Here is a 20964-nt window from a genome sequence, read left to right on the forward strand (position 1 = left end):
AATTACGGCTTATCTAAAATGGAAGTAGCGGCTTAAGCCCTGTTCACCCGAGCATGTGGCTTCTTTGGAGTTAGCCTTGTTAGGGGCAATGCCAGCCTCGCAATGGTTCGGAACAAGCGGAAGATCGTCGGCTACACAAGCCAGGGTTACAGAAGCTGACGTATCACAGTCACTGCCTACAAAGTTCTTCAGTCCTTGTACTGAGAAATGAGACCAGTATTTATTGTCGCCTTTGGGCCCGTTGAAACGATTGCAATGAAGTCTCTTGCCTGTAACGCCGGCTTCCCCTTCTGACCAATAAGGATTGGTGCTGGAGGCCATAGGCGAAATGCTGCTTCCGCTCTTGTGGAGCATATACTTAGCATCATTTTCGAGCATCGATGTATAGTCTAGGTCAATGGTGACAGAACCGCTGTCAACATTCCCAGTATGAATATCCCGAGTAAATTTCATGTTGGTCTCTGGATCGGAAATTTGGAGCTGCAGTTCTTCACCAGAAGGAGCAGGCAGAACTACCTTCCCTTCCTGATCCGTAGTTGCGGTATTTTGCACAAGGCCGTCGGTGCCGCTGGCAGATACATTCAGTCCCTCATAATTCACATAACGTTCGAAGATGTTCTCAAGAGCGTTATATTCCCAGCCTGTGATCTGCATAGTTGAAACCAGGTCATTCAGTTCCTCGGAGCTGAGGTCGGCTGGCGCTTGAAGCGTCTGGCGGAATTGAACCTGAAGGCTGTATGCCTGGGTTGAGGAATCAACCGGTGCTTCAATGACTTCGTTGGTAAAATGAGCCTTTGCATCCCGTGCAGTATTCCCGCTTGCACTTGCGAAAGAAATGGAACTGAGTGTCATTGCAGAAAATACGAGTAATGATAACAGAACTTTACTCTTTGTCATTTGAATCGCTCCTTCATGAATGAGTTGGTTGTTTCCTACAAACATTGCAGCATCCAGCCTACCTATCACAACTATTACAAATCCCAGAGAGACTGTCCTATTCTATGAATGCCATCCCTCCTTTTCCTTTTTCTAGTAAAATGTAACATGAAAGCCCATTTTGAGCGTGAATATAGGCTGAGTAGTCTTTAAAATAGGCTGAACGGCGGTCCTGTGTCACGTATTGCTTGAATCTGAATCTATTAAAAACTATAATTTTACATATAAGGTAAAAAGTATTTTTGTTTTGCATTTGGATAGGAGAGGATGCTTCTTTTTTAGAAAGGAGAGGCTTCGTATGCTACGGATCGCAATTTGTGATGATGAGGCAGCGTACCTTGCAAGGTATAAAGAATTGCTGCTGAAATTTGAGATGCACACGGACTATACCTTTCATACAGAGGTATTCTCCACAGGGGAAGCGCTGCTGGAATATTATGAGCAGCATAGGGAGAACAGCTTTCATATCCTGCTGCTGGATATTGAGATGCCCGGGCTGAGCGGCCTAGAAACAGCGAGAAGAATCCGGCAGCTTCCAGACCATGATGTCAGCATTGTCTTCCTGACCGGGTATCCGGAATATGTGCTGGACAGCTTTGACGTTCAAGCCTCTCAATATCTGATCAAGCCAGTAGATTATGAGCTGTTCGAACAGAAAATGAATATGCTGTGCGGGCATATTATGTCTAGCAATTCGAGATTTTTAGTAGTGAAATCGAGCGGGGAGACTAGAGCCATTAAATGTAGCGACATTATCTGCATTGAAAATGCGAAAGGGCGTAACAAGGGCTGTTTGGCTATTACGACGTGCAGCTCCCGATACACAGTAAGAGACACGCTACGAAGCATTACGGACAAGTTGCCAGAGCAATTTGTTACGATACATCGCTCTGCAATTGTAAATATGGCGCATATCCGTAGGTTTACAGCAGAGTTGGTGGAGATGTCGGACGGGAGTGTAATTCCTGTTGGAAGATCTAAGCTGCAGCATTTTAAAACCAGCTACACCGGCTATTTAATTAAGGAATTCAAAGCCTATGGCTAATTGGATTGTACACAGTGGATTGATCGGAACAGTAATCGCGCAAATCTACTTGCTGCAGCAGTATTTCGGTGTGCTGCTCGGTAGCCTGTCCGCGAGACGGAATGAGCTGTTAGCCTATATAGCGGCTGGCCTCATGCTGCTGATTGCTGTGGAGTCGTTTGCCCCTGGCCTAGAGAAGGAACTTTGCTTCTTTATCGGCATATTCGTGATCTCCTCACTTTATCAGGTACCCTTGATTACAAGGGGGATATACTCGATCATTTATCTCATTTTGGAGATTGCAGGAGAAGCTCTTGCTGAATCTATGGCGGGAAGGCTTCATATCACGTCTCACTCTCCAGATGCCAGGGTTTATGGAAACGATCTTCTAATCTTTCTTTTATTCTTCTTGTTTATGTTCGGCGTTATCCATTTAATCAAGCAGATTAAGCGGATGAAAGAGAGCCGCTTATACGCTTCTTCTTTTGTTATTATTTTGTCTGTCACGCTGCTCAGTTTGTTCTTAACAGCAATCTTGGTGTTTCTGTGTACGAATCCGCTTTTTCACTTCATGGCGGTGGTCTGTATCCTAGTTATGGTTATTCTGTTCATTTACCTATTTGACCGGGTAGCAGAGAAGTTCAAGCTTGCTGAGATGAACTATCGCTTGAGAAAGCAGATGGATATCCAGCACGATAATTATGAGAATATTACTCGTTCCTTCAAGGGAGTTAGGAAGGTCGTCCACGATACCAACAAGCATATGATTTACTTAGAGAGGTGTATAGAGGAGGGGCGCTCTCAGGAGGCCTTAGAGCATATTCGCCTGGTGCTTAGCCGCATGGAAGGCTCCTTTAAAAAAGTGAATACCGGGCATCCTGTGATCGATGCACTGGTCAGTCATGCGCTTGACCTTGCTCATGAGCAGCAAGCGGATATTGATTATAAAGTTAATATTTGTACAGCGGAGATCGTCATAGAGAATTATGATATATGTGTGGTCTTGGGCAACATCCTAGAAAATGCGGTTGAGGCGCTTCAAGGGATGGCAGCACATGAACATAAATATTTGAAAATTCGGATATTATCTGACCCACATAGTTTATACATGAATACGGTGAATTCTTGTCCGGAGATCAAGCAGACTCCCTTGAAGTATAAGGGAATTCATCAGGATTTTCATGGATTTGGCTTGGAGAATGTGAAGGGAATTGTTGATAAATACGGAGGTGACTTGAAAGTTCAAGCTGAAGCTGGAACCTTTGAAGTGATAGTTGTCATTCCGTTAGAAAGCGATTACAAATAAATTCTGAATGGATATGAAGGAGGAGATGGAAGATGTCTCGGTTTGAAAAGGTAGATCAATTGCTTCGGCGGTTTGCAGCTCCAGGGCAAGGGCCTGCTGGCTGCGCCTGCGCCATCGGGCAAGACGGACAATTGCTGTATGAAGGCTATCATGGTTATGCTGATCTGGAAGCGGGGAGACCGATTACAGAAGATACAGTGTTCCGTTTATTCTCAATGACGAAGGTGATTGTTTGTACCGCTGCCTTGATGCTGTATGAACGAGGCGAGTTTTTGCTAAATGAACCGCTCTATGAGTATTTTCCAGAGTTCCGTCATTCTAAGGTCGTCAAGCTGACCCCTAATGGCTACAGCTATGTGGAGGAGGCAAAGCAGCCGATCCTGATTAAACATCTATTTAATATGAGTGCTGGGCTTCCCTATCCTTCGGATCATTTGGGGACAGCCTCGGCCATGCGTGATGTGATCTCCGGCTTGAGAGAAAAGCACGGCAAATACGATCTGCGCACCGAAATCAAGGCGTTAGCGGAGGTTGCTCTCGCCTTTGAACCCGGCACAAGGTGGCTCTATGGATATGGACATGATCTTGTAGCCGGCTTGATTGAGGTGATCTCCGGGAAGTCGGTGGGGCAATTTTTGAAGGAAGAGATCTTCGAACCGCTAGGAATGCGCGATACCGCCTACCGTTATCAGGGGGACATCGAATCCCGTATGGCTGCCTTTTACGAGCGGACGGAAGAGGGGAAGCTTGTGAAGGTGGATCCGTCTCTGGATGAACATCATCAGCCTGATGCCATTTATGAAGCCGGCGGGACGGGTTTGTACTCTACCGTAAGAGATTATCTGGCCTTCTCGCAAATGTTGGCCTGCGGAGGTAAGGCTCAGGGAGTTCAAATCCTGGGACGTAAAACCATTGACCTCATGCGCACCAATCACTTAGATGAAACACAGCTATCGGACTTCAGAAATTCCTATCATGCTGGATACGGATACGGGCTTGGCGTTCGGACGATGATGGACCCGGCTTTAGGGCACAGCAACACCTCTATCCGTGAGTTTGGCTGGACCGGGTTTGCCGGCACATGGGTTTCCATCGATCCAAGCGAGCGGTTCTCGGTGGTGTATATGCATCAGATGATTCCCAATATGGAGGAGTACCATCATCTTCGGGTTCGTGCGGCGGCTTACGGGTGTTTATAGATTTTAGGCATCCTGAAGTTTATGCTTATCGGTATTGGCTGAACAACTTAAAGCCTATGTGCCAGAAGCACCGGATTTGAACTGGATTCATTCGAGAGATATTTTATGAATAATGCGCCTCCCGATGCAGGCCCTTTTTGAAGGATATGGGAGCACCGTTCTGGTGCAGAAGAGTAAGCAAATTCAGCTGTGCTGCCTGAAGATGGCGCTTGGAGATATACACTGGGGAACATGCTATCACAATCCGAGGATTGCCGCATATGGGCATGATTTGTTAAAAGTCTTGTCAGAGGATAGAGAATGGATCGTTACTTGAAGTAAAAGAAGTCGCACTACTTACGCCTGCGTATAGACGCAGGCTTTTTGGTTATTCTACAGTTTCATATTTTTATATGCTATCCTAATTTTGTTACATTTCGATCCCTATGTAACCGCTTTACAATAAGATGTGCCAGGCAAACCTGTGGGAGCAGCCAAGCAACAGGTTTAGGACGTCATATACAGATTACTAAATGGAGGGTCGTTAACATGAAAAGGTTAGGAGCTTTGGTGGGTTGTCTGCTGGCGGCAGTACTGCTGATCAGCGGATGTGGAACAGGTTCAGGAGCCAAAGATCAGACATTGACGATTTGGGCAACCAATGTCAACGTACCTATATTGCAAAAGGCGGCTGAACAATATGCAAAAGACCATCCCGGGTTCAAATTGAATGTTGTGGAGATGGCGAACAATGATATTCGTTCCAAGGTGACGATCGGCCTCCAGGCCAAAGGGCAGGGGCTGCCGGATGCAGCGCTGCTTGTAGATGATGGAATCCATGGTTATCTGGAGAAGTTCCCGAATGTATTCGTCAATCTATCGGATCGGGGATTTGAAGAGTACCGTAAGCAGTTCCCGGATTACAAGGTAGACAGTGTGTCCTTGAACGGAGATATGTATGCGTTTCCTTTTGATGCTGGTCCGGTCGGGGTCTTCTACCGTACGGATCTGTTCAAGGAGGCTGGGGTGGATGCCTCCCAGATTCATACGTGGACGGATTATATTGAAGCGGGTAAGAAGATCAAGCAGGCTACGGGCGCTTCTATGCTGAGCTATGATTCTACAGATTCAACGGTATTTACGATTTTGCTCAGCCAGCAAGGGCTTGGTTATTTCAATGAGGACGGCCATGCTACATTAGCCACTCCGCAGGCGAAGAACGTTGCTGGACTATTCTCTGATCTGAAGAAGAACGATCTGCTGATCGGTGCGCCTGGTTGGAACGCCTGGGTTACCTCCTTGTCCTCCAATCAGTCGGCAACCGCGATTACCGGTGCTTGGCTGATCGGAACTCTCCAGCAGCAGCTGCCGGACCAGAGCGGGAAGTGGGGCGTGATGCCGCTGCCTGCTTTTGAAGAGGGAGGGAGCCAGTCCGCGAACCAGGGAGGCAGTTCGTTTGTGATCTCGCGGACCAGTTCGCATGTTGAGGAAACCTATGAATTTTTGAAGTACTTTACTACCAGCTTTGAGATGCAGGAGCTGGCTATGCAAGGCGGCCTGTTCCCTAGTTATTTGCCGACCTATAAGTCGGATCTGTTCTCGGAGCCGGTTGAATATTTTAGTGGCAAGCCCGTATGGACTTTCTTCGCGGAAGAAATGTCCAAGATCCCTTCGGTTCTCTATACAGCAAATGATATTTTTGCCCGTAATGAAGCGATTAAGGTGCAGGCAGAGGTTAACAATGGCAAAGATCCGGCAGCTTCGCTGGGAGATGCCCAGTCCCGGATTGAGAACCGAATTCAGTAAAGGAGGCAAGCGATAGATGAAGCAGCATAAATGGGCACCTTACTTATTTTTGGCTCCGGCCGTCATTCTGTTCTTATCTTTTACCGTGTATCCGATTCTGTCTTCCTTAATTCTAAGCTTTCAGCGGCTTGACGGTGGGCAGTATCACTTTGTTGGCTTCTCGAACTACAGCCGGCTGTTTCATGATTCGGTATTTCTCAAAGCGCTATGGAATACCTTCATTATCTTCATCTTCCAAGTACCAATCATGCTGCTGCTTGCGCTCGTTCTCGCGAACGGTCTGAACAGCAAGCGGCTTAAGGCTCGGGGACTCTTCCGCGTCGGTTTCTTTCTTCCGTCTGTGACTTCTTTGGTAGCCTACTCGATCCTTTTCTCGATCATTCTACAGGATACAGGGATTATGAACACCTTCCTAGGACTGTTCGGAATCGATACGATTCATTGGCTGGCCGATCCTGTCTGGGCCAAAGTGTCCATTATCCTAGCGATGACCTGGAGATGGACGGGGTATAACATGGTTATTTACCTGGCAGCTATGCAGAACATCACGGAGGATATGTATGAAGCGGCTTCCCTGGATGGAGCAGGCAAGATTCGCCAGTTTTTCAGCGTAACTATTCCTCAGCTGAAACCGGTGATTCTGTTCACCGCCGTCATCTCGACGATCTCGACGCTGCAGCTGTTTGACGAGCCGTTCAACCTGACCAAAGGCGGCCCGGCCGATGCAACTATGACACTGGGTCTCTATATTTATCAGAATGGCTTCCAATATTTCGACTTCGGTTATGCCTCGGCGATCGCCTATGTCGTGGTTATCCTTATGGCGGTGCTGTCCTGGGTACAAATGAAAGTGACGGGGGAGGATTGACATGAATACAGAAGCCGCTTCAAGAAAAGGAATGGGCAAAGCCGGCAGCTTGATTGGACTGTACGCAGCATTGCTAATATTTTTACTAATTTCAATCTTTCCATTCTATTGGATGTTTGTAGGTTCGACGAACGAGACGGGCAAAATGTTCACCAACCCGCCAACCCTGTCCTTCGGCAGCCAATTTCTAGAGAATCTGCGGAATTTGAATGAATCGATCGGCCTCTACAGGGTGTTGTTCAACTCCTTGTTTGTCGCGCTTGTGTATGTGGCTTTGGCACTCATTGTATGTTCTCTGGCGGCCTATGCGCTGTCCAAGTTCAACTTCAAGGGTAGAAATACGATCTTTATGGTCTTCATGCTGTCGATGATGATTCCTTATCAGGCTCTGGTCATCCCGCAGTTCCGGCTGATGGCAGAGATGCATCTGCTGAATACCTATTTCGCCTTGATCGTTCCGCAGCTGTGTTATCCGTTCGCCATCTTCCTGATGCGACAGAATTTCATTGGCTTTCCAACCGCTCTTATGGAAGCGGGACGGATTGACGGAGCGGGAGAGCTGAGAACCCTAATCTCCATCGTGCTTCCTTCCATGAAGCCAGCATTGGCGGCAACGGCGATCTATCTGTTCATGATGCAATGGAACAACTTTCTATGGCCGCTTATGGCTACTTATTCGAAGGATATGTTTACCTTCCCGGTCGCTCTGTCCAGTCTGGTAGGCTTCTCCACCATCGACTATGGGCAAGTCATGGTCGGTATTACGATTGCAACGATCCCCATCATTATTTTCTTCCTTGCTCTGCAGAAGCATTTCGTAGCCGGGATGCTGGGCAGTGCGGTGAAATAACAACAAATCAAGAGCGCGGGACTTCTTATTGGCAGGTCGTCCCGCATGCTTACGAGCGAAAGGAGAGCAAAAGAGAATGAATAAAAAATACGCGCCCTTCCACCCAGCGGTAACAGGCTTGCTGCACGGAGGGGACTATAACCCGGATCAATGGCTCAGTTATCCTGAGATTATTGAGGAGGATTACCGGCTGATGAAGCTGGCGAACTGCAACACCTTCACCCTGAACGTATTCGGCTGGAGCGCCGTCGAGCCCGAGGAAGGCCGCTATGAGTTCGGCTGGCTGGACAAGATCATGGACGATCTTGCGGCGAGAGGCCTTCAGGTGATTCTGGCAACTCCAAGCGGTGCACGGCCTGCCTGGATGTCTGCGAAGTATCCTGAAGTGCTGCGGGTGGAGAGCAATCGGCAGCGTAACTTGCACGGAATTAGGCATAATCACTGCCCGACGTCTCCGGTTTACCGCAAGAAGACAAGGGAGCTCAATACGAAGCTGGCTGAGCGGTATAAAGATCATCCGGCGCTTATTCTTTGGCATATCTCCAATGAATTTGGGGGCGCCTGCCACTGTGAGCTGTGCCAGGATGCCTTCCGCGCATGGCTTAAGCAGAAATACGGGACGCTGGAGAAGCTGAACCATGCGTGGTGGACGGGATTCTGGAGCCATACGTTTACGGACTGGGGGCAGATCGAGTCTCCGGCACCGCACGGAGAGAACCAGGTGCACGGCCATAATCTGGACTGGCAGCGCTTTGTGACCGACCAGACGATTGACTTTTATCGTAATGAGATTGCTCCGCTGCGAGAGATTACCCCGAACATTCCGGCGACAACCAACTTTATGGGGAACTATCCTCATATGGGACCGTTCACAGGACTCAATTATGCCAAGTTCGGCAAGGAAGTCGACGTTGTATCCTGGGACGCCTACCCAGCCTGGCATAGTGATCTGCAGCAAAATATGGATCTGGCCGCGGATACCGCGTTTGTCCATGACATCTATCGGTCGTTGAAGGGCGGGCAGCCGTTCCTCGTGATGGAGAATACGCCTTCCCTGGTGAATTGGCATCAGGTGAACAAGCCGAAACGCCCGGGTATGCATGCTTTATCCGCGGTGCAGTCGCTGGCACATGGCGCAGACTCCGTGCTGTACTTCCAGTGGCGGAAGGGAAGAGGCGCTTCCGAGAAATTTCATGGCGCAGTTGTAGACCACAGCGGACACGAGCATACGCGTGTGTTCCGGGAGGTTGCCGAGGTGGGCAAGATCCTGGAGCAGCTGGGTGAAATTCGCGGGACATCGGTTGAGCCTGAGGTTGCCCTGATCTATGATTGGGAGAATGGGTGGGCCATGGATGATGCCCAAGCCTTAAAGCCACGGGAGAAGAATTACATCGCCACCTGCCAGGCCCATTACAAATCGTTCTGGAAACGCGGAATTCCGGTGGATGTGATCGACATGGACCGGGATTTCTCCAGCTATAAACTGATTGTCGCTCCTATGCTGTATATGGTTCGTCCAGGCGTAGCGGAAAGGCTGGAGCAATTCGTCCAGCAGGGAGGAACGCTTGTTGTCACGTATTGGAGCGGTATTGTGAATGAGAACGATCTCACCTTCCTGGGCGGATTCCCCGGACCGCTTCGCTCCCTGCTCGGCGTATGGGCTGAAGAGATTGATACTCTGTATGATTCGGACCGCAACAGCATTCGCTTTTTCTCCGAGGAGCTTGGATTCGGCGGAACCTACGAGGCAAGGGAATATTGTGAGGTCATTCATGCTGAGACCGCTAAAGTGCTGGCTAAATATGAGCGGGATTATTATGCGAATACTCCTGCGCTCACAGTCAACACCTTTGGACAAGGCAAGGCTTATTATATGGCCTCCCGCAATGAAGATAGATTCAACGATGATTTCTATGAACAGCTGGCAGAACACTTGAATATCCGTAGAGCCCTGGATACCGGTCTGCCCGAAGGAGTCAGCGTACACCTTCGTTCCGATGGGGAGCATGATTATGTATTTATCATGAATTTTACCGACGGTTCCAAGCAGGTAGAGCTTCCACAAGGTTCTTATTATAATCTGCTGGACCAGCAGCAGCAAGGCAGTATTCTCAAGCTTTCAGCCTATGGATTTGCTGTTTTAAAGAAGGACACAGATGCGTTAAAATAAATAACAAGCTAATGCTGCAGGCCTGTTCCTTCCGAACAGGCTTTTCAGCTTGGGAGAAGGGCTGAAGAATGGGCCAGTCTAGAGCCAGAAGGATGGAGGTTTTGAAGCAACGGTGAAGATCAGATACACATTTTCCGGACAGGAGAGGCCGCTGCCTTTATTTGTGGAGAGCATTGGCTATAATCCGAGGGAAGAGGATTTTGCCAGACCGGAGGGATATCCTTATTTCCACTGGTTGCAGACCGTAAAAGGAGAGGGGAAGTTCACTTTTTCAGGTGAGGAATACACGCTGGGCCAAGGAACAGGCATACTATTGATGCCGTTTACAGCTCATTCCTATTACAGCACTGGAGAGGAGTGGTCGACGCTGTATGTCACCTTCGGCGGGGCAGCAGTAGATAGTATTCTGCACGCGCTTGAGATTGCTGCTTCCACTGTGTACACGGAATCTCAGGATTTTCCCTTCTCCGAGCTCATTTGGCGTATGCTGGACAAGATCGGGAAGGGAGCGGAATTTTCTAGACTGGATGCTTCAGCCGAGCTGTACCAGTTCTTGATCATGCTCAAAAAATACGGCAAAACCAAAAATCAGCAGTCGCTATCGCAATACTATGATCGCATAAGGCCGGTCGTTGAGTGGCTGGAGAATATGTATGCCGAGAATATTGGGCTTCAGGAGATGTCCAGACAGGCAGGAATGAGCGCTCAGCACCTTAGTCATTTGTTTCGGGAGACCTTTAACATGAGCCCTTATGCCTTTCTGATCCAGCTCCGGATTCGAGAAGCGAAGAGGCTGCTTGTGGCTAATTCCGCACTTCCGCTGAAGGAGGTAGCCAGCCGGGTCGGCTTTCATGATGTCAGCCATTTTGTAGCCACCTTTAAAAGAATAGAGCAGATTACGCCTCATAAATACCGGAGCTTATTTCAATGAAACAGGTCAAGTATCACCTTTCAGCACAGGGTAGAATATAAAACAGATCCGGGAGCGGCCTGGCTATAAACAAGCGCTCCCCGGATCTGTTGTCCACAGCCGATTATTCCGTGTGCAGTGCTCTCTTCATCTGCACAATTTTGGTGCTGGCAATATGGTTGCATTTGGGAACATGACGTTTTAAGAAGGGGACGACATCCTCTAAATAGTCTTCAACTTTCTTGAGCGGCTCATGTTCAGGAATATTCAGAATAAATTTAGCGAGTACCCGGGTTTCCAAGGACCAGTTGGCGGGGTTACGGACAGGCTTGTCGATCGACACAATCTGCTCTGTGATAATCTCGCCCAGCAGCTGCCGTAATTCATCTTCAATAAAATGTTCATAGTTCTCTTCATCAGGTACTCTCAGCAAGCATTCTGCATAAGTGATGACTTCAATCACGGCTAATCGTCTCCCTGTATTTAATTCCCCCCTATTATACAATAATTAAAGTTTAAATGGCTTGATAATCAGGACTGAACAGTCTGGCGGGCGATTTGTAAGGCCGATGCGGCGCGGGGCCATCCTGTATAGAAGGCCAGATGGGTAAGGGCTTCAATAAGCTCCTCCTGTGTCAGCCCATTCTCCCTGGCCAGCTGCAGATGGAAAGGCACCTGCTCGGTCAGGCCGCTTGCGACTAGTGCGGCCACGGTCACCAGGCTGCGGTCGCGCTTGCCGAGCTGTTCCCTCTGCCATACTTCTCCGAATAACAGCTCCTCGGTATAACGGGCGAAGTCTGGGGCTATATCGCCAAAGCTCTCGCGGGCCGTGGAGCGGATTTCGCGGGGTGAAGTTTTGCCGGCAGGACGTGAGAGCATCTGGGCAACACCGTTCCCAAAGGTCCAGTCTTCATACTCCGAACCTACCAAGACAACAAATACATCCTGCGGCCTAATTCCGGCCGTGCTGGCCAGCTGTTCGGCTAATTCGGCATAGAAGCTTGTCTTCTGCGCCTGAGCTCTGCCGGATTTCAGCGTGATCTGAATATAGAGCAGCCCGTCGCTTCGTTCAATGTCCAAGTAATTTGGACTGTAGTAAAATTCGTGCCTTTGGTGGGCGTGAAACACCTGAAAATAGTCTTCCTTTGGTACATTTAAATGTGCAATCAATGCCTTCATAATAGTTTCGCTAATCTCAGACAACTGCTGGGGACTGTATTGGTTTTTCAAATAGCTTACTCTGATAAATGGCATAGGGTGCATCCTCCTCTTGGTGTGCTGCCCTTATTGTAGATCCGTTCAATTCATTTGTATAATTGATTAATATTATAATCATGTTCAATAATATCGATAAAGAGGTGAGTAGATGGATTTAAGAGAGCTGACTGCATTCCAGACGATTATTCAGGAAGGCACTTTTTCCAAGGCGGCTGCCAAGCTGAATTATGCACAATCCACCATCACCAATCAGATTCAGCGCCTTGAGAAGGAGCTGGGGATCCCGCTGTTCAAGCGGGGGTGGGAGGCTGAGCTGACGCCTGCGGGAATGATCTTTGCCGGTGAAGTGGATCAGCTGATTCAGCACTGGCTCCAGGTTAAGGACCAGGCAAAGGCGCTGGAGCGAGAAGAGATCGGCAGCTTAAGGGTTGGGACCGTAGAGATGTTAAGCCACCAGGTGCTGCCTAACGTGCTGCGTCGGTTTCAGGAATACAAGCCCAGAATAGCATGTCACTTTGTAGTGGGGAACACCCAGTGCTTAACAGCAAGGATGCTTCAGAATGAGCTGGATTTTGCTATTTGCGGGGAGCCTGAGGATATAGCACGATTTTATTTTGAACCACTGTATGAAGAGCGGATTACCTTTATCGCAGCCCAAGATCACCCTCTAGCTCAGGGGAAGGGCATCCGGTTTGAAGAGCTGCTGGATTATCCAGTCATCGTCGGAGGTCCTTCCTGCTTATATCATTTACGGCTGGCCCGCAGATTGGCGCGCAGCCCGAAGATGCCACTCCTACATACAGTAAGCCAAATTTCAGCCATACCAGGGTTTGTTGCACAGGTGCCGTCCGTAGGAGCTGTTCTTGATTCTGTGCCGCTGCCAGATGGAGTGGTCAAACTGGACGCAGAACTCCAAGACGAAGCAATACCGGTGGGCTTGCTTCATCTGCGCAAGGATCATTACAACTCCTCGTTCATAAGTCTAATTGCTGAACTTGTCCGGGAGGAGCTGGGGAATAAGAGGCCAAATGGATTTTAAGTGCATTAAGTCAAGAAAGATTGGGAACGAAGGTCAAAAAAGGTCAAATTAATGGATTGCGGTTTCTATTTCTGTGAAATCAACCGTAATTGAAAATTATTACTTCTTACGGCCTCTAACCGTCGTTGAGTGCTGCTAAGCCAAAGATTATAATTAAAGCTGTAAGTAATCAATATTCAACCAAAGAGAAGGAGCTGATTTCTATGTTTGATCTGATTCCATTCCGCAGACGGAGCGAGGACCCATTCGGACAAATGCTGAAATCCTTCAATGAGATGGTTGAGGATCACTGGCTTACTCCATTTGGCAGCAATACTCAATCATTCCGCACGGATATCCGCGAGGAGAAGGATAAATATGTGGTGGAGGCCGAGCTTCCGGGCATTGCCAAGGACGACATCGAGATTGATGTCAGCAATAATTATTTGACTATACGCGCTAAGCGCAACGAATACCATGAAGAGAAGGACGATTCCAACAATTTCATTCGCAAAGAACGTCGTACCGGCGAGTTTGTCCGCCGCTTCTATGTAGAGCAGATTGACGAGGACGGCATTAAGGCTAAGCTGGAAGGCGGCGTGCTGAAGCTTGAAATTCCTAAGCGCCCAGGCGATGATCGGAGCCGCAAGCAAATACAGATAGACTAATAGAATTTGTTATATGAGAGCAGGACGAATGTCGTCCTGCTCTTGCTGTGTTGCAGAACATGAACTTTCTCGTTGATGAAGTATATACACAAGTATTGCGATTGCGGCCGGAAGCAAGCCTTTGTTCATTCTGCTATAATAACGGAGCAGAAGTTGACGGCCAGGCTTGTAAATTCGGAAGAAGCCTATCAGAGGAGCGAGTAGAACGGATGGAAGATGAGAAGCAGCGATTAAGCATTGAGGCGGCAAGGTTATACTATATGGCAGATTACAGCCAGCAGGAGATCGCTTCTCGGCTTGGCGTGTCACGCCCAACGGTTTCACGGCTGCTGCAATATGCCAAGGAACAAGGCTATGTCCAGATCAGCATCGTGGACCCGCTGGAGGATTTGGACATGCTGTCATCGGAGATTGAGAAGAAGTATAGGCTGGATCATGTCCGGGTTTGCTATTCTCCGCAGAATGAGTACCGAGAGATTCAGAAGAGAATCAGTAAATCTGCTGCCGAGTACCTGTATGAGACCGTACAGGATATGGATATTATCGGCGTGACTTGGGGGAGAACACTACATGCTATTGCCCAGCAGCTGCGGCAAAAGCCGGTTAGAGGTGTCGAAGTGGTGCAGCTTAAAGGCGGGGTCAGCCATTCTCATGTGAATACTTATGCAGCCGAAACCGTAAATCTGTTCGCAGAGGCTTTTCATACCGTGGCCCGTTATTTGCCTCTGCCCGTCGTGTTCGATACCGTGGAGGTCAAACGCATGGTTGAGGAAGATCGGCATATTCAGCGAATTATTGAGCTAGGGAGAAAAGCCAATATAGCTGTATTTACCGTAGGGACGGTCAAAGAGGATGCGCTGCTGTTCAGACTGGGGTATTTTAATGAGGAAGAACAGAAGCTGCTGCAGCAGAAGGGGGTCGCTGATATTTGCTCCCGTTTCTTTGATGCCAAGGGAGCGCTGTGCAGCGAAGCGATTAATAACCGTACGGTCGGTATTGACCTGCATGATCTTCGTGATAAAGAGAAGGCCATCCTTGTTGCTGGAGGGCAGCGCAAGATTGAGGCAATTCAGGCGGCGCTGGCAGGCAGATATGCGAATATTTTAGTAACCGATCAATATACGGCGCAGGCGCTGCTTCAATAATGGAAGTAAGCGCAAACAAATGCTTGTGAACATACTTTCAATTATTGTTTTACATGTGTTCACAGGCGTGATACGATACGGATATAGATTAAACCTTAGGTCACTATAAAGGAGAGAGCAAATCATGGAAATAGCTAATCTCATTGATCATACGCTGCTTCGTGCGGATGCTTCACAGGCTGAGATCCAAAAAATAACCGAGGAAGCGAAAAAATATAGCTTTGCATCGGTATGTGTAAATCCGACGTGGGTGTCTTATGCGGCAGCTCAGCTTGCAGGAACCCCTGTAAAGGTGTGCACAGTGATCGGATTTCCTCTGGGAGCGAACACTCCGGAAGTAAAGGCCTTTGAGGCTCAGAACGCTATTGCGAATGGCGCAGGGGAAGTTGATATGGTCGTTAATATCGGTGCAATCAAGAGCGGTGATTTCGAACTGGTTGAACGTGATATTAAAGCTGTAGTTGATGCGGCAGCCGGTAAGGCACTGGTTAAAGTAATTATAGAGACCTGCCTCTTAACTGATGAGGAGAAGGTACGTGCTTGTGAGCTGTCTGTCAAGGCCGGTGCAGACTTCGTGAAGACTTCTACGGGCTTCTCTACCGGGGGAGCAACTCCTGAAGATGTGGCCCTTATGCGCAAGACCGTTGGACCGAATGTGGGCGTGAAGGCTTCCGGCGGCGTCCGCAGTCTCGAAGATTTGCAGGCTATGGTGAATGCAGGAGCCACACGGATCGGGGCTAGCTCCGGAGTGAAGATCATGGAAGGCGGCCAATCCACCGCTTCTTACTAAGCCTAATGTTTAAACAGCCGGCCATTGGAATATTCCATCAGGGAGTGAGAGATCATGACAAAAGAAGAATTGATTCAAGAAGCCTTGTCAGCGCGTGAGCATGCCTACGTACCGTACTCCAAATTTAAAGTGGGGGCAGCGCTGCTGTCAGAGGGCAAGGTCTATCACGGTTGCAATGTAGAGAATGCTTCTTATGGATTAACCAATTGTGCGGAACGGACAGCGGTCTTCAAGCTCGTATCGGAAGGCGGGCGAAAGATAGATGCCGTCGCGATTGTAGCCGATACGCCCGGACCGGTATCCCCTTGCGGGGCATGCCGCCAGGTGCTGTCCGAGTTCTGCGGGCCTGAGACAGTCGTCTATCTGACCAATCTTCATGGAGATGTCAGCGAGCAGACGATGGCACAGCTGCTGCCGGGCGCTTTTGTAGCGGAAGATATGGAAGGGAAGAAATAAGTCCTTAGGTTAAGGACGTTTCTTTCTCCACCCCGATGTAAGCGTTTAACAGAAATTCCAAAATGTTAAAAATGGGAGAAGATAAAGTTGAAATACATCATTGGGCTTGCCGGAATCGTACTGGTCTTTCTCTTGGCCTTTGTAGCCAGCAGTGATCGTAAACGGATCAGATACCGCCCACTCATCGTCATGATTGTGCTTCAAGCCATTTTGGCCTTTGTGCTATTGAACACTGGGGTCGGATCATTTCTTATTGGCGGTTTTGCCTCGACATTTGAACATCTGCTTAGCTATGCCGCGGAAGGCGTGAACTTTGTGTTTGGCGGACTGGCTAATGTGAATGAGGCCCCGTTCTTTCTGAATGTGCTTCTGCCCATCGTATTTATTTCGGCATTGATCGGGATATTGCAGTATATCAAAGTTCTGCCGTTTATCATTAAGTACATTGGTCTTGTCCTAAGCAAAGTGAATGGCATGGGCAAGCTGGAATCTTTCAATGCCGTTGCTTCTGCAATTCTGGGACAGTCCGAGGTCTTCATCTCGGTGAAAAAACAGCTCGGCGCGATGCCGCGCCATAGGCTGTACACGCTGTGCGCTTCGGCAATGTCTACGGTGTCCATGTCGATTGTGGGCGCCTATATGGAATTGATTAAGCCGGAATACGTAGTCACTGCTCTGGTGCTTAATTTGTTTGGCGGATTCATTATTGCATCAATCATTAACCCTTACGAGGTTGATCCTAAGGAAGATATCTTGGAAATTCAAGAAGAAGAAAAACAGTCCTTTTTTGAAATGCTCGGCGAATATATTATGGATGGATTCAAAGTAGCGACAACTGTGGCAGCCATGCTTATTGGGTTCGTAGCATTGATCGCTATGATCAACGGCATTTTCAGCGGCATCTTTGGAATCAGCTTCCAGGACCTGCTCGGCTACATTTTCGCACCATTCGCTTTCCTAATGGGTATCCCATGGGGGGATGCGGTTCAGGCCGGCAGCATTATGGCGACCAAGATGGTATCCAACGAGTTCGTAGCGATGACTACGTTGACGAATGCAACCGGGTTGTCTGCACGCGCGATCGGGATTGTTTCGGTATTCCTCGTCTCCTTTGCCAACTTCTCTTCGATTGGGATTATTGCCGGTGCAGTCAAGGGACTGCACAGCAAGCAAGGGAACGAAGTCGCCCGGTTTGGTCTGAAGCTGCTGTATGGCGCAACCTTGGTGAGTGTGCTTTCGGCGACAATAGCAGGCCTGTTTATGTAACAGAAAGATGAATGAATAACCGACGAAGGAGCGAAAATCAACCATGAGAATGGTAGATCTTATAGCCAAGAAACGGGATGGCAAGGAACTTAGTAAAGAGGAAATTGATTTTATTATACAGGGCTATACGAAGGGAGAGATCCCCGACTATCAGGTTAGTGCCATGGCCATGGCGATTTACTTCCAGGATATGACGCCTCGTGAACGTGCTGACCTGACGATGGCCATGGTGAATTCAGGCGATACGATTGATTTGTCCGCGATTGAGGGCGTTAAGGTAGATAAACACTCTACAGGCGGCGTAGGGGATACCACTACTTTGGTGCTGGCTCCTCTCGTAGCTGCGCTGGATATCCCGGTAGCGAAGATGTCAGGCCGTGGGCTTGGACATACCGGAGGAACGATCGACAAGCTGGAAGCGATTCAAGGATTCCATGTGGAAATTACAGAAGATGAGTTCGTGAAGCTGGTGAATGATTCTAAGATTGCGGTGATTGGACAGACAGGCAACCTAACACCAGCGGACAAGAAACTGTATGCCCTTCGGGACGTGACTGCCACGGTTAATTCGATTCCGCTGATTGCAAGCTCTATTATGAGCAAGAAGATCGCCGCCGGTTCCGATGCGATTGTCCTGGATGTAAAAACCGGGGCTGGGGCGTTTATGAAGACTGCTGAGGATGCAAGGGAACTGGCCAGCGCAATGGTCAGCATCGGCAATCAGGTTGGCCGCAAGACGATGGCTGTGATCTCGGATATGAGCCAGCCGCTGGGCTTTGCCATCGGCAACTCCCTCGAGGTCAAGGAAGCGATCGACACCTTGCGGGGTCAAGGGCCGAAGGATCTGGAGGAGCTGTGTCTTGCGCTTGGACGCCAAATGGTGTATTTGGCGGGCAAGGCGGCTTCGCTGGAGGAAGCCGAAGAGAAGCTGCGCGAAGTGATTCGCAGCGGCAAGGCGCTGGAGAAATTCAAGGAATTCCTCCGCAACCAGGGCGGAGATGATTCCGTGGTCGATCATCCAGAGAAGCTGCCTACCGCAGCGTACAAAATCGAAGTTCCAGCCAAGACGGATGGAGTGGTCGCCGAGATCGTCGCTGATGAAATCGGCACGGCGGCAATGCTGCTCGGAGCCGGACGGGCGACCAAGGAGTCTGAGATTGACTTAGCTGTTGGGCTTATGCTGAACAAGAAGGTCGGAGACAAGGTTAAGGCTGGTGAGTCACTGGTAACGATCCATGCCAATACCGAGAATGTGGATCAGGTGATGCAGAAGATTTACGACAACATTCGGATCGCAGACCATGCAGAGGCTCCTGTGTTGGTACACGGGATTGTAACGGAATAGTTTCAAGTAGAAGTGAGAGGACCTGCAGTTAACCTGCAGGTCCTCTTCTTTAGCTATTTCATGATAATTTGCGGCAGAAAGCTTGTATATAGTTCTATCTTCTTAGGGCCTTTCTTGAAGAGTTCATGATATAATGTCAGGACAATATTGGACAGGCTTAAGGCTTTGAAAGGTGATTAACATGACAGTTGATGTCCTTAGACGAAATAATGTTCGTGTCATTGGCTCAGGCTCCAAGACCCTTGTCTTTGCTCATGGCTTTGGCTGTGATCAAGATATGTGGCGTTATATGGTTCCTGATTTTGAGAGCGATTACCGGATCGTTCTGTTTGATTATGTGGGCTCAGGCCAATCTCAAATTGACTATTATGACCCTGTAAAATACAGCACATTGCAAGGCTATGCACAGGATGTTACAGAGATTATGAATACTCTGAAATTGGAGGATGCTGTCTTCGTCGGGCACTCGGTCAGCAGCATGATCGGGATGCTGGCAGCGATCAGAAATCCCGGCTTCTTCGGCCGGATTGTAATGCTCGGTCCTTCTCCGCGCTACATTAACGACCTGCCTGAGTATTATGGGGGATTTGACCAGAGCGATATCGAAGAATTGCTTGAAATGATGCAAATGAACTTCATTGGCTGGGCCAGCTATATGGCGCCCATGGTCATGCAGAATCCGGAGAGAAAGGAATTAACCGAGGAGCTTGAGCGGAGTTTTTGCTCCAGGGACCCTCATATCGCCCGGCAATTTGCCGAGGTTACGTTCTACTCAGACTGCCGCTCAGAGCTTTCTAAATGTCCGGTCCCTTCTCTTATCCTTCAGTGCTCGGATGACAGCATAGCTCCCTTGGAGGTAGGCGATTACTTGCATGCGCAGCTTAAGAACAGCCAATTGATACAGATGACAGCCAAGGGGCATTATCCCCATTTAAGCCAGCCCCAAGAAACAAGCCGCTTGATCAGAGCGTATTTGACTACGACGGAAGTCATGGAGAGATGCCAAGATCATGGATAAACAATTGGACACAGCACCTTGCGGGTATTTCTCGCTCTCAGACTCGGGGATCATTCAATCGGTCAACCAGACATTGATGAAGATGCTGGCATATGAGCGGGATGAATTATTGGGCCAGCATATTGAAGCCTTTATGTCGGTGACCAACAAGCTATTTTTTCATACATACTTCTATCCATATATTCAGCTCTATGGAGAAGTACAGGAAATGTATTTTTCGATGAAGACAAGCGGGCGTGAAGATGTTCCGGTTCTTCTAAACGGGATGCGTCATGAACGGGACGGATCGGTTGTGGTTGACTGCGTTGTAGTCATGATGAAGAGACGAATTGAACATGAGCGGGATGTGCTCAAGACAAAGACTCAGCTGGAAGAACTGTACAAAGCTACCCATGAAGCGAATCAGAGGCTGGAAAGGCTTCATCAGGAATATGAGACCAAGCAGCAAGAGCTGATCATCATGAACGAGCAGTTAGAAATGATGGCCTCTACAGATCCGTTAACCGGACTGAGGAATCGCAGATTTTTTCAGAACAGTCTGCAGGCTTGCCTTACTGCTTATAAGTTGTCCTCTGTTCCTTTCTCTCTGCTGATTATCGACATTGACTATTTTAAAAGCATTAATGATACATATGGTCATCCTGTAGGGGATCTGGTGCTCAGCAGGCTTGCAGAGTTGCTTCGTTCCATTTCCAGGGACACCGATATGGTTGCCCGCTATGGTGGGGAAGAGTTCGTGGTGATCCTATCGGAATGTGACGAGATTGGCGCAATGATGGCGGGCGAACGATACCGCTTTGAAGCGGAATCGGCAAAATGGGGCGATTACAGCATTACCATCAGCATCGGCGCTGCTACCGTATCTGAAGGAGATAACGAGGAGTCCCTTCTCCACAAGGCGGATACCGCTCTTTATGCATCCAAGACCGCGGGCAGGAACCGGGTCACACATGCGGATCAGCGAGTCTGAGGCAAGCCATTCATAATAGTTA

Annotated in this window: 21 protein-coding genes; 18 read left to right on the forward strand and 3 right to left on the reverse strand. The window is 48.8% G+C overall.

The window, feature by feature from the left end; all coding sequences use genetic code 11:
- Positions 1-9 precede the first annotated feature (9 nt).
- The gene (locus DCC85_RS05690) at positions 10-897 is read right to left on the reverse strand and encodes a hypothetical protein (protein ID WP_108464706.1); all 888 of its coding nucleotides are present in this window, start codon (positions 895-897) and stop codon (positions 10-12) included.
- Between the two features lie 337 nt (positions 898-1234).
- On the opposite strand from DCC85_RS05690, the gene DCC85_RS05695 reads away from it, so the two are divergent.
- From DCC85_RS05695 to DCC85_RS05735, 9 genes are all read left to right on the forward strand, one after another.
- Complete coding sequence (locus tag DCC85_RS05695) at positions 1235-1981, forward strand: LytR/AlgR family response regulator transcription factor (RefSeq protein WP_108464707.1); 747 nt, start codon at positions 1235-1237, stop codon at positions 1979-1981.
- Complete coding sequence (locus DCC85_RS05700; protein WP_108464708.1) at positions 1974-3266, forward strand: sensor histidine kinase; 1293 nt, start codon at positions 1974-1976, stop codon at positions 3264-3266. The genes DCC85_RS05695 and DCC85_RS05700 overlap by 8 nt, the downstream gene beginning before the upstream one ends.
- Positions 3267-3298: 32 nt before the next feature.
- Positions 3299-4465 carry a serine hydrolase domain-containing protein gene (locus tag DCC85_RS05705; RefSeq protein WP_108464709.1) on the forward strand — a complete coding sequence of 389 codons (1167 nt, stop codon included), beginning with the start codon at positions 3299-3301 and terminating at the stop codon, positions 4463-4465.
- 124 nt (positions 4466-4589) lie between these two features.
- The gene (locus DCC85_RS05710; protein WP_234414357.1) at positions 4590-4781 is read left to right on the forward strand and encodes a hypothetical protein; all 192 of its coding nucleotides are present in this window, start codon (positions 4590-4592) and stop codon (positions 4779-4781) included.
- A 212-nt stretch (positions 4782-4993) separates the two neighbouring features.
- Positions 4994-6250, forward strand: coding sequence for an ABC transporter substrate-binding protein (locus DCC85_RS05715; RefSeq protein ID WP_108464711.1), 1257 nt, complete (start codon positions 4994-4996; stop codon positions 6248-6250).
- Between the two features lie 16 nt (positions 6251-6266).
- A complete protein-coding gene (locus DCC85_RS05720) occupies positions 6267-7118 on the forward strand; it encodes a carbohydrate ABC transporter permease (protein ID WP_108464712.1) in 852 nt (283 codons plus the stop codon).
- Position 7119: 1 nt separating this feature from the next.
- A complete protein-coding gene (locus DCC85_RS05725) occupies positions 7120-7968 on the forward strand; it encodes a carbohydrate ABC transporter permease (protein ID WP_234414358.1) in 849 nt (282 codons plus the stop codon).
- A gap of 76 nt (positions 7969-8044) precedes the next feature.
- Positions 8045-10138 carry a beta-galactosidase gene (locus DCC85_RS05730; protein WP_108464713.1) on the forward strand — a complete coding sequence of 698 codons (2094 nt, stop codon included), beginning with the start codon at positions 8045-8047 and terminating at the stop codon, positions 10136-10138.
- A 112-nt stretch (positions 10139-10250) separates the two neighbouring features.
- Complete coding sequence (locus DCC85_RS05735) at positions 10251-11069, forward strand: AraC family transcriptional regulator (protein ID WP_108464714.1); 819 nt, start codon at positions 10251-10253, stop codon at positions 11067-11069.
- A 103-nt stretch (positions 11070-11172) separates the two neighbouring features.
- Here DCC85_RS05735 and DCC85_RS05740 read toward each other — a convergent pair whose 3' ends face one another.
- On the reverse strand, positions 11173-11511 hold the full coding sequence (locus DCC85_RS05740) for a hypothetical protein (protein ID WP_108464715.1): 339 nt from the start codon (positions 11509-11511) through the stop codon (positions 11173-11175).
- Between the two features lie 68 nt (positions 11512-11579).
- Complete coding sequence (locus DCC85_RS23625) at positions 11580-12302, reverse strand: tautomerase family protein (protein ID WP_325048403.1); 723 nt, start codon at positions 12300-12302, stop codon at positions 11580-11582.
- Between the two features lie 112 nt (positions 12303-12414).
- Here DCC85_RS23625 and DCC85_RS05750 point away from each other — a divergent pair, with 112 nt between their 5' ends.
- The 9 genes from DCC85_RS05750 (at position 12415) to DCC85_RS05790 (ending at position 20942) form a co-directional block, all read left to right on the forward strand.
- Positions 12415-13305 carry a LysR family transcriptional regulator gene (locus DCC85_RS05750; protein ID WP_108464716.1) on the forward strand — a complete coding sequence of 297 codons (891 nt, stop codon included), beginning with the start codon at positions 12415-12417 and terminating at the stop codon, positions 13303-13305.
- 203 nt (positions 13306-13508) lie between these two features.
- Entirely contained in the window at positions 13509-13952 is a 444-nt protein-coding gene (locus tag DCC85_RS05755; RefSeq protein ID WP_108464717.1) for an Hsp20/alpha crystallin family protein, read from the forward strand.
- Between the two features lie 209 nt (positions 13953-14161).
- A complete protein-coding gene (locus DCC85_RS05760; RefSeq protein ID WP_108464718.1) occupies positions 14162-15097 on the forward strand; it encodes a DNA-binding transcriptional repressor DeoR in 936 nt (311 codons plus the stop codon).
- 124 nt (positions 15098-15221) lie between these two features.
- Positions 15222-15887 carry a deoxyribose-phosphate aldolase gene (deoC, locus tag DCC85_RS05765; protein WP_108464719.1) on the forward strand — a complete coding sequence of 222 codons (666 nt, stop codon included), beginning with the start codon at positions 15222-15224 and terminating at the stop codon, positions 15885-15887.
- 54 nt (positions 15888-15941) lie between these two features.
- Positions 15942-16343: a cytidine deaminase gene (locus DCC85_RS05770; protein WP_108464720.1), complete on the forward strand. Its 402-nt coding sequence runs from the start codon at positions 15942-15944 to the stop codon at positions 16341-16343.
- Positions 16344-16430: 87 nt separating this feature from the next.
- Positions 16431-17609, forward strand: a complete 1179-nt coding sequence (locus tag DCC85_RS05775) for a NupC/NupG family nucleoside CNT transporter (RefSeq protein ID WP_108464721.1) — start codon at positions 16431-16433, stop codon at positions 17607-17609.
- A gap of 43 nt (positions 17610-17652) precedes the next feature.
- A complete protein-coding gene (locus tag DCC85_RS05780) occupies positions 17653-18954 on the forward strand; it encodes a pyrimidine-nucleoside phosphorylase (protein WP_108464722.1) in 1302 nt (433 codons plus the stop codon).
- 181 nt (positions 18955-19135) lie between these two features.
- On the forward strand, positions 19136-19972 hold the full coding sequence (locus DCC85_RS05785) for an alpha/beta fold hydrolase (RefSeq protein ID WP_108464723.1): 837 nt from the start codon (positions 19136-19138) through the stop codon (positions 19970-19972).
- The gene (locus tag DCC85_RS05790) at positions 19965-20942 is read left to right on the forward strand and encodes a sensor domain-containing diguanylate cyclase (RefSeq protein WP_108464724.1); all 978 of its coding nucleotides are present in this window, start codon (positions 19965-19967) and stop codon (positions 20940-20942) included. The genes DCC85_RS05785 and DCC85_RS05790 overlap by 8 nt, the downstream gene beginning before the upstream one ends.
- The last annotated feature ends 22 nt before the right edge of the window (positions 20943-20964 follow it).

The organism is Paenibacillus sp. CAA11, from assembly GCF_003060825.1.
GTDB lineage: Bacteria > Bacillota > Bacilli > Paenibacillales > Paenibacillaceae > Fontibacillus.

Coding starts and splice junctions, on each gene's coding strand:
- DCC85_RS05700 (WP_108464708.1), top strand. CDS start 1,974: ATGGCTAATTGGATTGTACACAGTGGATTGATCGGAACAGTAATCGCG.
- DCC85_RS05705 (WP_108464709.1), top strand. CDS start 3,299: ATGTCTCGGTTTGAAAAGGTAGATCAATTGCTTCGGCGGTTTGCAGCT.
- DCC85_RS05715 (WP_108464711.1), top strand. CDS start 4,994: ATGAAAAGGTTAGGAGCTTTGGTGGGTTGTCTGCTGGCGGCAGTACTG.
- DCC85_RS05755 (WP_108464717.1), top strand. CDS start 13,509: ATGTTTGATCTGATTCCATTCCGCAGACGGAGCGAGGACCCATTCGGA.
- DCC85_RS05750 (WP_108464716.1), top strand. CDS start 12,415: ATGGATTTAAGAGAGCTGACTGCATTCCAGACGATTATTCAGGAAGGC.
- DCC85_RS23625 (WP_325048403.1), bottom strand. CDS start 12,302: ATGCCATTTATCAGAGTAAGCTATTTGAAAAACCAATACAGTCCCCAG.
- deoC (WP_108464719.1), top strand. CDS start 15,222: ATGGAAATAGCTAATCTCATTGATCATACGCTGCTTCGTGCGGATGCT.
- DCC85_RS05710 (WP_234414357.1), top strand. CDS start 4,590: ATGCAGGCCCTTTTTGAAGGATATGGGAGCACCGTTCTGGTGCAGAAG.
- DCC85_RS05730 (WP_108464713.1), top strand. CDS start 8,045: ATGAATAAAAAATACGCGCCCTTCCACCCAGCGGTAACAGGCTTGCTG.
- DCC85_RS05770 (WP_108464720.1), top strand. CDS start 15,942: ATGACAAAAGAAGAATTGATTCAAGAAGCCTTGTCAGCGCGTGAGCAT.
- DCC85_RS05780 (WP_108464722.1), top strand. CDS start 17,653: ATGAGAATGGTAGATCTTATAGCCAAGAAACGGGATGGCAAGGAACTT.
- DCC85_RS05785 (WP_108464723.1), top strand. CDS start 19,136: ATGACAGTTGATGTCCTTAGACGAAATAATGTTCGTGTCATTGGCTCA.
- DCC85_RS05695 (WP_108464707.1), top strand. CDS start 1,235: ATGCTACGGATCGCAATTTGTGATGATGAGGCAGCGTACCTTGCAAGG.
- DCC85_RS05725 (WP_234414358.1), top strand. CDS start 7,120: ATGAATACAGAAGCCGCTTCAAGAAAAGGAATGGGCAAAGCCGGCAGC.
- DCC85_RS05720 (WP_108464712.1), top strand. CDS start 6,267: ATGAAGCAGCATAAATGGGCACCTTACTTATTTTTGGCTCCGGCCGTC.
- DCC85_RS05690 (WP_108464706.1), bottom strand. CDS start 897: ATGACAAAGAGTAAAGTTCTGTTATCATTACTCGTATTTTCTGCAATG.
- DCC85_RS05760 (WP_108464718.1), top strand. CDS start 14,162: ATGGAAGATGAGAAGCAGCGATTAAGCATTGAGGCGGCAAGGTTATAC.
- DCC85_RS05790 (WP_108464724.1), top strand. CDS start 19,965: ATGGATAAACAATTGGACACAGCACCTTGCGGGTATTTCTCGCTCTCA.